The sequence below is a fragment of the Glaciecola sp. HTCC2999 genome (genome assembly GCF_000155775.1).
Classification (GTDB): domain Bacteria; phylum Pseudomonadota; class Gammaproteobacteria; order Enterobacterales; family Alteromonadaceae; genus Opacimonas.
In genome coordinates, this window is record NZ_DS989812.1 from 193,640 (window position 1) to 207,146 (window position 13,507).

Sequence of the window (13,507 nt, forward strand, 5' to 3'; positions counted from 1 at the left end):
TAATCTTTGTGGTGCAGCTCAAGGCACCATTATTGGTCGTCATGGTGGGTTTGCTCAAACCGTAAGAGCAGATGCAACCGCAGTGGTCGCATTACCTGATGGGATGGATTTGAGCCTAGCAGGTCCACTTTTTTGTGGTGGGATCACTGTATTTAATCCATTGGTTCAGTTCAATATTAAACCAACAGACAAAGTCGCAGTGATTGGTATTGGTGGGTTAGGGCACATGGCTTTGCAATTTTGTCGAGCTTGGGGCTGTGAGGTGACTGCGTTTAGTTCCAGTGATTCTAAAGCCCAAGAGGCTTACACTTTGGGAGCTCATGATGTCATTAACTCGACTATCCCTGCTGAATTAGCAGGAGCAGCTAATTCATTTGATTTAATTATCTCTACAGTCAACGTGGCACTTGATTGGAACGCCTATTTAGCAACATTAAAACCTAAAGGACGTTTACATTTTGTTGGGGCGGCATTAGAGCCATTAAATATCGGCGTATTTAATATGTTGGGTGGTCAAAAGAGTATCTCATCCTCTCCAGTAGGTTCGCCAGCGACGATCAAACAGATGTTGGAGTTTGCTGTGCAACATGACATTAAACCGCAAATTGACTTGTTTCCATTTTCACAAATTAATGAGGCATTTGCACATATGGAAAAAGGCGACGCACGTTATCGAGTGGTGCTTGAAGCGGATTGGAAATAAATCCATATAAACAGTGGAAATTTACACGCATTTGCCTATAATGCGTGTCTTCGGTCGGTGTGTGGCGCAGCTTGGTAGCGCACTGTCATGGGGTGTCAGGGGTCGGAGGTTCAAATCCTCTCACACCGACCATTAATCCTTTCCCCAGACATTCTTATTATCTCTCTATCTGCAAAGACACAGCACAATGGTCACTCAACATGGCTTTAGGCGCCATATTATTAAATGTGTGTGCTTGGTACGTGTAGTCATATTTATTGTCACTCATGCCCCCAACAAACACCAAATCAATGGGTGCAGGATAATAGGGATGACAACCGATTAATTGACCAGTCGTGTTATATAAAGTAGATTCCGAACCGTCAGAATTGGTCATTAATTGACGAGTAAGATGATTATACGGTGCGCTGAGTCGATGATTAAAATCACCTAATAATACGTACTGAATATCTTCACTTTCTTGGGTTTCGACCCACGCATCTAAAATCGGCGCTTGCTGAGCAAAGGTTTGACATGACTCGCGGTCTGAACGGCTATAGTTATCGACAAAACAACCACTTTTCATATGCACATTTAATAGTTTAATAGCACCCAACTCAGATTGAATAGTCAGCTCTAAGCCATAGCGTAAGCCAGGGTTATTTAACCCCAATTCAGAAAGTCCCTTAACACTATTAATGTTGATGCCATTTTTGACCGCATATGCGATTTTTTGTTGGGTGGATTCGCGTCCGGAACCACGACACTCATAAGTTTCACTGTCGGGTCTAGGTGACATCAACACCTGCCACGTATCTGTAGGGAACAATAATCGCACGGCTTGTTCAGAAGCGACTTCTTGCAGTGCAAATACATCAGCATCAACGTTGTTTACATATTCACGCATGGCATTAATATCGGATTCAGTACGAGGTTTACACCCAGTATTAATGGGATAGGCAAGATGCTCAACGTTCCAAGTCGCGACAGTTAATTGAGAAGGCTCAAATGAACCCATCATTTCTCGTTGTGGATTAAAATCTAACTCTTCAAATTGATTCTCTTCAATGTTGATAACACACCCTTGGGTGCATAAAACACTGAGCATGATCAGACCAGCTTTTAGTGAATGAGTAACAGGCATATCTGTTCCTTTATCTTGTAAAATAGGTGAAAGGCTTCACTTTTGGAACGCTCATGTTATGTTAGGATGTCATATGTTGGCAAGTGTTATGCCGTAATTAACAATCAAGCACTCTTAAGGGAATTTATCATGAAGTTGAAATCATGTTTAGGCATCATTGTAGCTAGCATGGCTGCCAATATCAGTGTGGTATGGTCAGCATATGCACAGCATCATGCGCATATTCATAGCGAAGGACAATTACTCATTGCTCAAGATGATAACGCATGGCGTTTTGAATTTGTTCTTCCTGCTGCAGACATGTTAGGGTTTGAACATGCACCTCAAACTCAAGCTGAGGTTGATACGGTAAAAAGGTTAATCAAAGATGCAGAACGAGTGACGCCTTTTTTGGTGTTACCTAAGCAATGTAAAATTACCCAGGTAATGCATCAATTAAGGGATAAATTAACGCACTTATCCGACGAACCATATGAACATGATCACACTAAACATCATCAAGATGAGCATGAGCATAGCGATAAAGTCAGTCATACCGATGTGGCCATTGCGTATGAGATGGAATGCCGCAGTCCGATCAAAAGCGCCGATATCCAATTGTTTTCATTAGCGTCGTCATTGACTAAATTACAAGTTCAATGGATCACCGATGCCAGTCAAGGAGCTTTAATTTTGACACCTAATGCTACGGAAGTGCGATTGTAGCTACACTACCCAATGCGCACAGCGCGGTTAGTTAACGTCAAGTTCGATGCGTTGTACTTTTGAATAAGGTAAGGTTTGTTTCGTGGCATCCGCCCAGACAAGGATATGATGTTTACCCGGCTTGTTGGCCACATAATTGAGTGTAAAGGTACCATTTAACTGATCAATGACTACCTGACCTTGCGTCTCAAGTTCTACCCCGTCACTATGCGTAAAGCGCAGTGATGCATCATTAAAATCGACTGGAAGATGATAGGTAATATCAACACTATCAGGTTTAGCGAGCGAAGCGTTCAATTTCCGGTCATGAGTCAAGGTTAATTGAGGCGAATTCGCTTGTGCAATATGTTGTTTCATTAATGGATGGGATTGGGCAAATCCGCCAATGCTACGAAATCCACCAAATGATGGCTGGTCATGAAAATCACAAGCATGCACTATACTGATCGGGCTGGTGAATATGAGGCCTGTACACAAAACTGTGTAAAATAAGGCGTTGGCTTTCAAAGTATTTCTTTTAAGATTTATCATTGTATCTGTCACCTTTATCAGTGCTGACATCATTAACCTTCATATGGACGGACACTGTCCAATTTCATAGTGTACGCTGAACTGCCTAAGTCATTTTCAGTTTGGTCGATAATAATCGTCCCTTCAAACCAAAATGGATCTTGGAGACTGGGTAATTCTACACCTTTTGCGTATTCCACGTAAACGATTTGGTTTGGCGGAGGCGGCGGTAAATGTAAACATGCGCCAAAATACGGCACAATAAAAAATGCAGTTACGCGCTGATTCTCATCAGATTCAAGAGGGACGATGAACCCGGGTAAGCGAATATCTTGGTCATTGAATGCGCGAATGACGCGACTGGACTGCAATGCTTCTTTAAATCGTGTAGCGGTATCATTGCCTTTACTCAGTTCACTTAACGCAGCAACGCTATCTTGTGCAGTGCCATCTTCAATATCGACGATAAACTCTGGAGGATTCATTAACGCAGCTAAGTCATCAGCGGGCATCAGCTGAGTCCACTCAATATCGATATAGTCTTTGGCATGTAATGTGGCGGTATATAAGCAGCACCATAGGCTCACTAACATAAGACACAACTGCGGTAGTTTCAGCATTTTCATCAGAGGTTTACATCCCAATGTTTATCGATGATTGTAAAATCAAGTATTACATATAATAATGGCTTAAAACAATATCGATGTTATAACATCACTCAATAACAATAATAGATTTCGGAGTGTCATTTATGACCGCAGCGATTGCGATAAATAGTCTAAGTTATGCTTATCAAACCGATAAGTCGATATTATCAATCCCGCAATGGTCATTGGGGCAGGGCGAGCGTGTATTTTTGTATGGCGATTCAGGCTCAGGCAAAACGACATTACTCAATTTATTATGTGGGATTTTAGTACCCACCAACGGCAGTATTGCATTATTTGGTGAAGCGTTAGCAACGATGACAAATCGTCAGCGTGATACCTTTAGAGCGCAACATATCGGCGTGGTATTTCAACAATTCAACTTAATTCCCTATTTAACGGTGTTTAAAAATATTCAATTAGCGGCCTATTTCGCACGTGCTTCTCGCGCTCAGACTCAACAATTATTATCTCGCGCTCAATCGTTAATCGATACATTAGGACTGCCTAAAGATGTCTTACATAAGCGAGTTAACCAATTGAGCGTGGGTCAGCAACAGCGAGTCGCGATTGCTCGAGCCTTAATTAATCAGCCTAAATTATTGTTAGTGGATGAACCAACATCAGCGCTCGATGCATCGGCGCGTGATGCATTTATGCAGTTATTAATGCATATGTGCGAAGCGGAGCAAACCAGTTTAATTTTTGTCAGTCATGATGCAGCGTTAGGCGAGTATTTTGAACATAAAGTCGATTTAACCCAACTCAATGAAGTGTCAGCACATTTAGCCCAATCTACCTCGCAGCAAATCGATTCATGCTCGGAGGTGACGTCATGAATACATTACTTTCTGTGGCATGGCATAGTTTACTCAGTCGTAAAAAAACGGTGCTCTTAACCTTTTGTTCATTGGTGATCAGTATCATGGTATTGCTCAGTGTCGAGCATATAAGGTTGCAAGCTAAGGAAAGCTTTAATCGTACTATTTCTGGCGTGGATTTGATTGTTGGCGCGCCGAGTGGTCAGCTAAACTTATTATTATACTCAGTGTTCAGAATGGGCAGTCCCACTAATAATATCGAATACGATAGTTTTACCATGTTAAGAGACAATGATTTGGTCAAATGGGCCATACCTATCTCGCTGGGTGATTCGCATCGTGGTTTTCGTGTGATGGGGACGAACGACGCTTATTTTGCGCATTTTCGTTATGGTAATAAACAACCGTTAAATTTTGCTAGCGGCAAGCCATTTGAACATTTATTTGAAGCGGTTATTGGGGCTGATGTCGCGCATGCCCTCAAATATGAAGTGGGTGATAAGATCGTCATTGCGCACGGCATTGGTTCAACAAGCTTTACCAATCATGATACATCGCCTTTTGTGGTCAGTGGTATTTTAGCGCCCACGGGTACACCAGTGGATAAAACTGTCCATGTCAGTCTACCAGGGATTGAAGCAATTCATTTATCGCCCAATAAGTTGCAAGCGGTCATCGATAATCATGCTTTGGCGCCTCAACCGGATAATATAACCTCTGTGATGCTTGGTTTAAACAGTAAGTTTGCTACCTTTGCCTTACAACGTAATATCAATAACTATCCAGAAGATCGCTTAATGGCCGTACTGCCGGGGGTGGCGATGGCTGAATTATGGAGTTTGATGTCCACGGTAGAAAATCTACTGAGGGTGATTGCAGCATTGGTGTTAATTTCATCATTGTTTGGCTTAGCCACGATGCTATTAGCGTCGATGAATGAGCGACGAGCGGAGATTGCGGTCTTTCGTGTGTTAGGTGCAGGGCCTGTGGTAATATTAATGTTGATTTTATTAGAAGCGCTCATTTTGGTTGCTTTATCGGTAATGACGTCAATGGCGTTGTTAACGCTGACATTAATGGGAACTGAAGGCTGGCTTGCGGCCGAGTTTGGGTTGTTTTTAAGTCATGATATTTTCTCAACGGATATATTCATGATAACAGGGATGGTGTTTGTTGCCACATTAGTGGTGTCGATTTTTCCAGGTATTGAGGCGTACAAAAATGCCCTCCATACACAATTATATAAAGGTTAATATGTACCAAATGAAAGTATTATTACGTCAGGCATTCGCGACTCTAGGTGTTTGTACTCTGATCAGTATCCCATTGACTAGCGCTCAAGCGGGCTGGGAAGCAACATGGATCGAACGTTTTGATGGCATATCCGTCAATTGGAATAATTGGACGGCGCAAACTAATGCTAATTACAATAACGAAATTCAATGTTATACCGATGATGATAGTTCAGCCTTACGTAATTATGACGTCTCAAATGGGACATTGAAAATTATCGCTCGTCGCGGTGCAGTGAATTGTGAAGGATTAAATAACATTAACCGGCCATGGACCTCAGGGCGGTTAAACAGCAAAGATAAAGCGGAATTTTTATATGGACGTATTGAAGCACGTATCAAATTTGAAGAATTACGTGGTGGGACTTGGCCTGCATTTTGGGCATTAGAAAACCGGATCGCAGAGCAGCCGATTAAAGGCGATAATGATACCGTAAATTGGCCTAATCCAGGGGCTGGCGAAATTGATATCTGGGAATGGTATGGCCGTAATGGTAGTAGCTATATTACCAACTTCTTTAATACCGGTGGCTGTGGCAGCGAGTTCCGACCACAATATCCCGGCGGTGTGTCTGATGTACAAGATTTTAATGTGTATGCGATTGAATGGACGCCTGAGAACATTAAGTTCTTTTTGAATGATCAAGTGGTAAAAGAACATGATATTTCCTCATGTCCACAATACAAAGAACCTATGTTTGTGCTAATCAATGTAGCAATGGGTGGTAATATTGGTGGAGCCATTGATCCGACACTCGACATAGCTACCATGGAAGTCGACTATGTTGCCCACTGTGTTGCAAGTTCTGCAAATGGCGCAACAGGCTGTAATGAAACTACGCCAATGATTGCTGATGCTGACTCGGATGGCGTGGCAAACAGTGTGGACCAGTGTCCCAATACGCCAGCAGATGTGCGTGTTGATAATCAAGGATGTGAAGTGTTTGAAGAGCCACAGCAAGCCGCGCCAGAGCCTGCATCAGCTGCCGAGAACGTGATTGCGTTATTCAGCGATTGGTACGATAACATAGCGACTATTGATTATAATCCTAATTGGGGACAGGCGACTCAAGTCACTCAAGTGCAGTATGAAGGTGATACTGTGCTTAAATATTCAGGATTAAATTACCAAGGCACGGATTTTGAAAATAATAAACAAGATGTGTCAGATATGGATAACTTGCATTTTGATTATTGGACCAACGATGCCTCTGGGTTAGCTATGTATTTAATTAGCCCTGGCCCAAAAGAAACGCATGTTGCGATAGAGGTAGAATTAGGTTCATGGCAACAAGTGGTTATTCCTTTATCTGAATATGCGTCAGTCGTCGATTTAACAAACACCTTTCAATTAAAAGTCACTGGCAGTGGCACTGTGTATTTGGATAACATTTATTTTAGTAAGACGGTAGAATCTACTCAAGGTAATTCATCTACTGATAATTCTGGTTCAAGTTCTGGCAGTAACACGGATAACTCCAATACTTCTGGTAATACGGATACTTCGTCAGGTACTAGTTCAGGTGGCTCAAGTACAACAGGCTCCTCTACGGGAAGTAGTAATACCACAACGACCAATACTCCGGCGAACTCAGCTAGTAACTCAGGTAGTAGTGGTGGCGGCATGAGCTTACTGTTGTTAACGCTATTAGGGATATGTATGTATCAACGTCGCCGTCCATTGGCAAATTAATAAGGAAATAATGATGTTAAGCTCTGTTACTAATGCGATTAAATCCCTTTTATACGTATTAGTTGCAGGGATATTCATACTCATCAGTTCCTTGTATATCATCTCTGATGTAGAGCCTGTAATTTGGCAGCCTGATCCTCCTCGAGCACTCGAGGGGGTATATGCCCAAAATAACCGTTTGGATGCACTGATACCTATTTTACCTAATCAAGGTAATGGCCCTGAGGACATGGCGTTAGGGCCTGATGGAATGATTTATACGGCTTACGAAAATGGCGATATTGTGCTGTTTGACCCAACCGCCGCTGATATTAATTTGACTGCAAAATTAGTGAATAATACCCAAGGCCGACCATTAGGATTGCGCTTTAATGCTCAAGGCGATTTAATCATTGCAGATGCAATAAAGGGTTTACTGAAAATGGACTCGTCAGGGCGCATTTCTATTTTAGTGACCGAGTATCAGGGCGAACGACTTAGATTTGTGGATCATCTCGCCGTTGGTAACGATGGCATTATCTACTTTTCAGATGCGTCTATGCGCTTTGGTATGCACAATTTTGTGTATGATTTTATTGAAACGAGTATGACAGGACGAGTATTTGCTTTTGATCCTCGAACGGAGCAATTAACGTTGCTGATGGATAATTTGTTTTTTGCAAACGGCGTTGCTATTGATGAACAAAATGATTATCTGTTAGTGAACGAAACCGGTAAATCACGGATTTTAAAATACGCCCTTACCGGAGAGAGTGTTGGGACTACATCGGTTTTTATCGACGAACTGCCAGGTATGCCAGACAATATTTATCGTGATCCATATGGTGCTTATTGGGTGGGATTAATCAATTTACGTGACCCGCTTGTAGAGAAGTTGGCAGCGTATCCGTTCGTCAGACGAGTATTAGGCGGGATCCCTGCTAATTGGTTTCAACCATCTTCTGAATATGGCATGGTGATTGCGTTGGATGCATCAGGAAATGTGCTAGAAAACTTGCAAACTGCCCATGCTTACACCTCGATTACGACTGCTTTACCGCACGGTGGGCAGTTATTTGTCAGTTCACTGCGTCAGGATCATATTGCTGTGATGCCATTAGATTAGGTAAAGCTATGCACCCACAAACCTAATAATAAGGCGCTAATTATACTGGTGCTTGTACCAAAAATGACATACTGACGATGCAGAGGTTTTGCGAGTATTTTTTCTTCTCGCAAACGCACAAACAACTTACCGATAAACAGTAATACCGGTATCACGTACTGACCAGTACCGACGGAAAATAACACGATAGTGCGCTCAATGATCCCAACATAATGCCCTTCTTTTGATGGACTAATGGCGATAGTGTTATCTTTTTGATGCATTTTTTCACGTAAAGGCATCAAGATCACCATAATGGTAATGGCCATTGGATTAGCTAAAAATATCAAAGCTGCGATCCAAATGATCGGACGCTGGTAAGAATCTAATAAATTAATAGTGGTCTCAGGGATCACATGCCCATCAATAAGTAAATAAGTGGCCAAAATCAAAATGAGAATATGACTAATTTGGTCCGCTAAATAATAAGGTAAGGTGAAGGTTTGGTAAGTTTTCCAAATATCGATGGCATAATGGGTACTGATAATTAACGCCCAGATCCCCACTATCAACCATGACCAATTAAATCCAACCAGCCAAAATAATGTGGCACCCGTCAGCAGTACATGTGTCAACATGTGGCACAGCAACCCAATCGAACGCTCGTGATGAGCGACTTTATCCATTATCCAACTATGACGTTGCAGGTAATAATCCGCGAGACAATGGGCGATAAATAAAAGTAAAAATATAATCATCACTATATGATAGAGCAATTCATTGTTTTATTCATCGAAAAATTCATTATGTACCATTCGATGAATGCTATGATAACGCATATATAAACTTTATATTTGAGGTGATTTATTGCCATTCAGCTAACGCCTAATCATACGCAGTTTTGGTTTTTACCATTGGGTGGATGCGGCGAAATTGGGATGAATCTTAATCTTTATGGTCATAATGGACAATGGCTAATGGTTGATTGTGGATTAACCTTTAACTCACCGCTTAATCCGGCACATGATAAAGATGAATACGTTAAGCGACATGAGTTAGTCGCAGCAGATCCGTCATTTATTGAAGACCGACGAGATCAACTTGCTGGTATCATTATTACTCACGCGCATGAAGATCATGTCGGTGGGATCCCTTACTTATGGGAGCGCTTTAAACAACCTATCTATACCACTAAATTTACGGCTGAAGTGTTGCGTCGAAAACTCAGTGAAGTCGAGTTTGGGCATCTAGTGGATATTGTTGAAATCGAGCCGTTAGATGAATTCACCATAGGGCCATTTAGTGTTAAGTGGTTACCGATTACTCATTCATTACCTGAACCTTGTGGCTTGATGATTTCCACGCCTGCGGCAAAAGTATTTCATACTGGAGATTGGAAGTTAGATTCGAACCCAGTGGTGGGAGAGGGCGTCAATCGTGATCATTTTATGCATCTTGCTTCACTAAATGTCGATGCGATGGTATGTGATTCAACTAATGCGTTAAAACACGGTAATTCTGTGTCTGAAAGTGCTTGCGAATCAGGGTTATATCATTATATCAATAGCGCGCCAAAACGCGTGGTTGTGACGTGCTTTGCCTCAAATATTGCGCGTTTAATTACGATTGCTCGCGTGGCCCAAAAAACCGGTCGGCGAATGGCAGTATTTGGTCGCTCATTAGTGAATATGATAGGCATTGCACGACGAACGGGTTATTGGCCTGAGGACTGTATCATGATTGATCGTCGCCATGTCGGCTACTTACCTGAAGAGGAAGTGTTAGTAGTGGCTACCGGCTCTCAAGGTGAACCCCGAGCAGCTCTGGGACAATTGGCAAAAGATACTCACCGTGATTTATCTTTAAGCGCCAAAGATACGATTATATTTAGTACGATCACGATCCCTGGTAATGAAAAGCCCATTGAACAGTTAGTTAATGCTTTCATCGCACGACAAATTCAAGTGGTTCAAGCGCATGATGCGGTACTCCCGATTCATGCATCCGGTCATCCTAATGAACAGGAATTAAAAAGTATGTACCAATGGGTCAAGCCTTTGATTAGCGTGCCTGTGCATGGTGAACCTGAACATTTACAACGACACGGTGAAATAGCGCGTGTTACAGGTGTTAAATCCAGTTTAGTCGGGCAAAATGGGGACCTGTTTCAACTCTCGTCGCCGGTGATGATCAAACGTGGTGTGGTTAACGCTAAACGAATTGCGGTAAAAAGGTAGCACCACGTAACCGTCATATATTATCAATGTGATACATTTGCTCGTTTAATATCATGGCATAGTTACCGGTTGTTAAAAATTTGAAAAACAATACAGAATGAAAATTTTTACTCAAACATCTACAAAAAAGTAAAGAAAACACAACAATTGAGCAGTAATTTACCCAAAAACTGGTTACAATTAATTAGCAAATTTGCTGTTCTTATGTATGATATTAATTAAATGTTAATTACATATGGTCAACTAAGAGCTTCAGTGCCATTCGATAATAATAAAAAGCGATAAAATAATGACAGAGTTTAAATCTCCTTTAGATATGCTTTACCATTGGGAAACCAATCATCCAAATGACGTGTATTTACGTCAACCCATTAACGGCAAAATTCACAGTTTTACTTGGGCCGAGATCGGTCTTGAGGTGCGCAAGGTCGCCGCAGGATTAAAAGCCTTATCTCTAGCACCAGGTAGTCGTATTTGTATATTTTCTAAAAACTGTGCGCAGTGGTTTATCACTGATTTAGCGATCATGATGGCAGGGCACGTTTCTGTACCTATTTTCGCGACAGCCGGTGGCGATACGATTAATTATGTATTAAAGCATGCTGACGTAAAACTGATGTTTGTTGGTAAGTTAGATAATATTGAGTCAGCAGTTGCGCCGATTCCTGAAGATATGCCGACAGTATCATTTCCGTATGAAGGCATTCCTGGAAAAACGTCTTGGGCAGAATTTACAGATATTGCCCCATTAGCTGATAATCCAACGCGTGATAAAGACGAGCTGATGACGATTATTTATACATCAGGCTCTACCGGCCAACCGAAAGGCGTTATGCATAGTTTTGCTACCATTAACTGGGCTGCACATGCTTGTTTAGCCCAATTAGAATGTGATAGCTCTGACCGAGTGATGAGTTATTTACCGCTTGCTCATATCACTGAGCGAGTCATCATTGAGCTGGCCAGCTTTTATTCAGGCATGCAAGTTACCTTCGTTGAATCATTAGATACATTCAATCATGATGTGGTCAACGCACAACCAACGTTATTTGTTTCCGTGCCTCGTTTATGGACAAAATTCCAAATGGGCGTACTGGCAAAAATGCCACAGAAAAAACTATCTTTACTCTTAAGTATTCCAATTATTAAAGGCATAGTAGCTAAGAAAATTAGATCTGGCTTAGGGCTTAATTCGACACGTTTATTTGCATCGGGGTCAGCACCTCTAGCTCCTGCGGTTATTCGATGGTTCGAGAAATTAGGCATTACTATTTCTGAAGGGTGGGGGATGACTGAAAACTCTGCTTATGGCACTTCTGCCGTCCCATTTCGTTCAGATAAAGTAGGCACGATAGGCAAAGCGTATGATGGCGTGGATATACGTATTTCCGAAGAAGGTGAAATCCAAGTCAAAGCGCCTTGCGTCATGCTGGGTTATTATTTAGAACCTGAAAAAACAGCTGAAACCATGACCGAAGATGGATATTTACGCACTGGGGATAAAGGCGAAATAGATCACGAAGGCTTTGTCAAAATTACCGGACGTTTAAAAGAAATTTTTAAAACCTCCAAAGGTAAATACGTAGTACCTGCCCCAATTGAAGCTAAAATTGTTGAAAATATCAATGTTGAACAAGTGTGTGTGACTGGAGGGGATTTACCTCAACCGGTTGCATTAATGGTACTTTCAGCAGAAGCGAGCCAACTTTCTCGAGATGAGTTATCCGCATCATTATCACAGACATTAGAACGTGTGAATAGTACGCTTGAAAGTCATATGCGCATGGATAATTTTATTGTATTAAAAGACGAATGGACAATTGATAATGCGTTACTCACACCGACCTTAAAAGTAAAGCGTCATGTGCTAGAAGAACGTTTTTCTGATGTCATTCAAGCTAAGTATAGTAACAAAGTCGCTTTTATTGATTAGAGCATCGTTGTTGATATACACGCTAAAATGTAAAAGCCCTCGTTAATGAGGGCTTTTTAATGTGGTCTAATTTTCATTAGTTATTAGGGTAGCGAAGCGAAAGTTGCTCATAAACGGCATCGGCATAATTATCTAACGTTGAATCTAAGGCCGTTAAAACGTCTACCAGATGTTCATTATCCTCTCTTCCAGCCCATTCTTTAATATAAGTGCCTTCTTTATAGCCGTGATCTTGGCGGAAAAAGTTGAGAATGTTTTTACCGACATATTGTTCAAATAGCGTGTCAGTCGACATCTCACATTGAGCAATAATCGTCATAAATAAACTGACATTAAAACGTTTAGCTGCTGCAAGTCCGGTCATTAATTCTAAATTATTGAGTAAATCTTGCTGAGCAAATTCATAGATGTTGCCATCAAAGGTTAATGCCGTCTCCGATTCGGACAACTGTTGAGCGATGACTTTAGCACTTGCTTCAACATCACCTTGATATTCAATGAGAATATGTGAAAGGGCAAAATGCCAAATATCAACACATTCCATTTGTAATTGTGGCAAGTCTTTTTCTTGGGCTTTCCACCATTTCCAACCGTGATGTTCGATAGCTTCAACTGATTCGACCATGGCCGCTCGCATGAATCCATAACCGGCGTTAATCCATTCAGGATTAACCTTGGCATTCATTTTTTGTTGTAAATCAAGCATAGTTGCTAGTTGTTGTGCATGTAACATAGACACTTCCATCGAATTATAATTTG

At 41.5% G+C, this 13,507-nt stretch carries 13 protein-coding genes and 1 tRNA gene; 9 read left to right on the top strand and 5 right to left on the bottom strand.

The window, feature by feature from the left end; translation table 11 throughout:
* Together G2999_RS12135 and G2999_RS07205 are read left to right on the top strand one after the other, a co-directional pair.
* On the top strand, positions 1 to 703 hold a 703-nt coding region (locus G2999_RS12135; RefSeq protein ID WP_010180213.1), incomplete at its 5' end, for an NAD(P)-dependent alcohol dehydrogenase.
* Between the two features lie 55 nt (positions 704 to 758).
* Positions 759 to 835 (top strand) — tRNA-Pro (locus tag G2999_RS07205).
* A gap of 25 nt (positions 836 to 860) precedes the next feature.
* On the opposite strand, the gene G2999_RS07210 is transcribed toward G2999_RS07205, so the two are convergent.
* Positions 861 to 1,826 (bottom strand): endonuclease/exonuclease/phosphatase family protein, encoded by a 966-nt coding sequence (locus tag G2999_RS07210; RefSeq protein ID WP_010180214.1) that lies wholly within the window; start codon positions 1,824 to 1,826, stop codon positions 861 to 863.
* Between the two features lie 129 nt (positions 1,827 to 1,955).
* On the opposite strand from G2999_RS07210, the gene G2999_RS07215 reads away from it, so the two are divergent.
* Positions 1,956 to 2,531 carry a DUF2796 domain-containing protein gene (locus G2999_RS07215; protein WP_010180215.1) on the top strand — a complete coding sequence of 192 codons (576 nt, stop codon included), beginning with the start codon at positions 1,956 to 1,958 and terminating at the stop codon, positions 2,529 to 2,531.
* A 27-nt stretch (positions 2,532 to 2,558) separates the two neighbouring features.
* Here the strand turns inward: G2999_RS07215 and G2999_RS07220 are convergent, their stop codons facing one another.
* Together G2999_RS07220 and G2999_RS07225 are read right to left on the bottom strand one after the other, a co-directional pair.
* Positions 2,559 to 3,062 (bottom strand): hypothetical protein, encoded by a 504-nt coding sequence (locus G2999_RS07220; RefSeq protein WP_010180216.1) that lies wholly within the window; start codon positions 3,060 to 3,062, stop codon positions 2,559 to 2,561.
* A gap of 32 nt (positions 3,063 to 3,094) precedes the next feature.
* Positions 3,095 to 3,634, bottom strand: coding sequence for a DUF3299 domain-containing protein (locus tag G2999_RS07225; RefSeq protein ID WP_232222430.1), 540 nt, complete (start codon positions 3,632 to 3,634; stop codon positions 3,095 to 3,097).
* Positions 3,635 to 3,792: 158 nt separating this feature from the next.
* On the opposite strand from G2999_RS07225, the gene G2999_RS12140 reads away from it, so the two are divergent.
* From G2999_RS12140 to G2999_RS07245, 4 genes are read left to right on the top strand one after another with little or no spacing between them, the layout of a single operon-like run.
* Positions 3,793 to 4,527 carry an ABC transporter ATP-binding protein gene (locus G2999_RS12140; RefSeq protein ID WP_010180218.1) on the top strand — a complete coding sequence of 245 codons (735 nt, stop codon included), beginning with the start codon at positions 3,793 to 3,795 and terminating at the stop codon, positions 4,525 to 4,527.
* Positions 4,524 to 5,762 carry an ABC transporter permease gene (locus G2999_RS07235; protein WP_010180219.1) on the top strand — a complete coding sequence of 413 codons (1,239 nt, stop codon included), beginning with the start codon at positions 4,524 to 4,526 and terminating at the stop codon, positions 5,760 to 5,762. Before G2999_RS12140 ends, G2999_RS07235 begins: the two co-directional genes overlap by 4 nt.
* A 10-nt stretch (positions 5,763 to 5,772) precedes the next feature.
* Positions 5,773 to 7,494 carry a family 16 glycosylhydrolase gene (locus G2999_RS07240; RefSeq protein WP_232222431.1) on the top strand — a complete coding sequence of 574 codons (1,722 nt, stop codon included), beginning with the start codon at positions 5,773 to 5,775 and terminating at the stop codon, positions 7,492 to 7,494.
* Between the two features lie 13 nt (positions 7,495 to 7,507).
* Positions 7,508 to 8,599: an SMP-30/gluconolactonase/LRE family protein gene (locus G2999_RS07245; RefSeq protein ID WP_010180222.1), complete on the top strand. Its 1,092-nt coding sequence runs from the start codon at positions 7,508 to 7,510 to the stop codon at positions 8,597 to 8,599.
* Here G2999_RS07245 and G2999_RS07250 read toward each other — a convergent pair.
* Positions 8,596 to 9,336, bottom strand: a complete 741-nt coding sequence (locus G2999_RS07250) for a DUF3307 domain-containing protein (RefSeq protein WP_010180224.1) — start codon at positions 9,334 to 9,336, stop codon at positions 8,596 to 8,598. The two genes, G2999_RS07245 and G2999_RS07250, sit on opposite strands and share 4 nt — an antisense overlap.
* A 180-nt stretch (positions 9,337 to 9,516) precedes the next feature.
* Between G2999_RS07250 and G2999_RS07255 the strand changes: the two genes are divergently transcribed.
* On the top strand, positions 9,517 to 10,815 hold the full coding sequence (locus tag G2999_RS07255) for a ribonuclease J (RefSeq protein ID WP_029257445.1): 1,299 nt from the start codon (positions 9,517 to 9,519) through the stop codon (positions 10,813 to 10,815).
* Positions 10,816 to 11,104: 289 nt separating this feature from the next.
* Positions 11,105 to 12,748, top strand: coding sequence for an AMP-binding protein (locus tag G2999_RS07260; RefSeq protein ID WP_010180227.1), 1,644 nt, complete (start codon positions 11,105 to 11,107; stop codon positions 12,746 to 12,748).
* Between the two features lie 76 nt (positions 12,749 to 12,824).
* Here G2999_RS07260 and G2999_RS07265 read toward each other — a convergent pair whose 3' ends face one another.
* Complete coding sequence (locus tag G2999_RS07265; protein ID WP_010180229.1) at positions 12,825 to 13,481, bottom strand: dUTP diphosphatase; 657 nt, start codon at positions 13,479 to 13,481, stop codon at positions 12,825 to 12,827.
* Positions 13,482 to 13,507: the final 26 nt, after the last annotated feature.

What these genes read in the sequence shown, in the direction of transcription:
- G2999_RS07210 (WP_010180214.1), bottom strand. Translation starts at nt 1,826, where the DNA reads ATGCCTGTTACTCATTCACTAAAAGCTGGTCTGATCATGCTCAGTGTT.
- G2999_RS07215 (WP_010180215.1), top strand. Translation starts at nt 1,956, where the DNA reads ATGAAGTTGAAATCATGTTTAGGCATCATTGTAGCTAGCATGGCTGCC.
- G2999_RS07220 (WP_010180216.1), bottom strand. Translation starts at nt 3,062, where the DNA reads ATGATAAATCTTAAAAGAAATACTTTGAAAGCCAACGCCTTATTTTAC.
- G2999_RS07225 (WP_232222430.1), bottom strand. Translation starts at nt 3,634, where the DNA reads ATGTTAGTGAGCCTATGGTGCTGCTTATATACCGCCACATTACATGCC.
- G2999_RS12140 (WP_010180218.1), top strand. Translation starts at nt 3,793, where the DNA reads ATGACCGCAGCGATTGCGATAAATAGTCTAAGTTATGCTTATCAAACC.
- G2999_RS07235 (WP_010180219.1), top strand. Translation starts at nt 4,524, where the DNA reads ATGAATACATTACTTTCTGTGGCATGGCATAGTTTACTCAGTCGTAAA.
- G2999_RS07240 (WP_232222431.1), top strand. Translation starts at nt 5,773, where the DNA reads ATGAAAGTATTATTACGTCAGGCATTCGCGACTCTAGGTGTTTGTACT.
- G2999_RS07245 (WP_010180222.1), top strand. Translation starts at nt 7,508, where the DNA reads ATGTTAAGCTCTGTTACTAATGCGATTAAATCCCTTTTATACGTATTA.
- G2999_RS07250 (WP_010180224.1), bottom strand. Translation starts at nt 9,336, where the DNA reads ATGATTATATTTTTACTTTTATTTATCGCCCATTGTCTCGCGGATTAT.
- G2999_RS07255 (WP_029257445.1), top strand. Translation starts at nt 9,517, where the DNA reads ATGAATCTTAATCTTTATGGTCATAATGGACAATGGCTAATGGTTGAT.
- G2999_RS07260 (WP_010180227.1), top strand. Translation starts at nt 11,105, where the DNA reads ATGACAGAGTTTAAATCTCCTTTAGATATGCTTTACCATTGGGAAACC.
- G2999_RS07265 (WP_010180229.1), bottom strand. Translation starts at nt 13,481, where the DNA reads ATGTTACATGCACAACAACTAGCAACTATGCTTGATTTACAACAAAAA.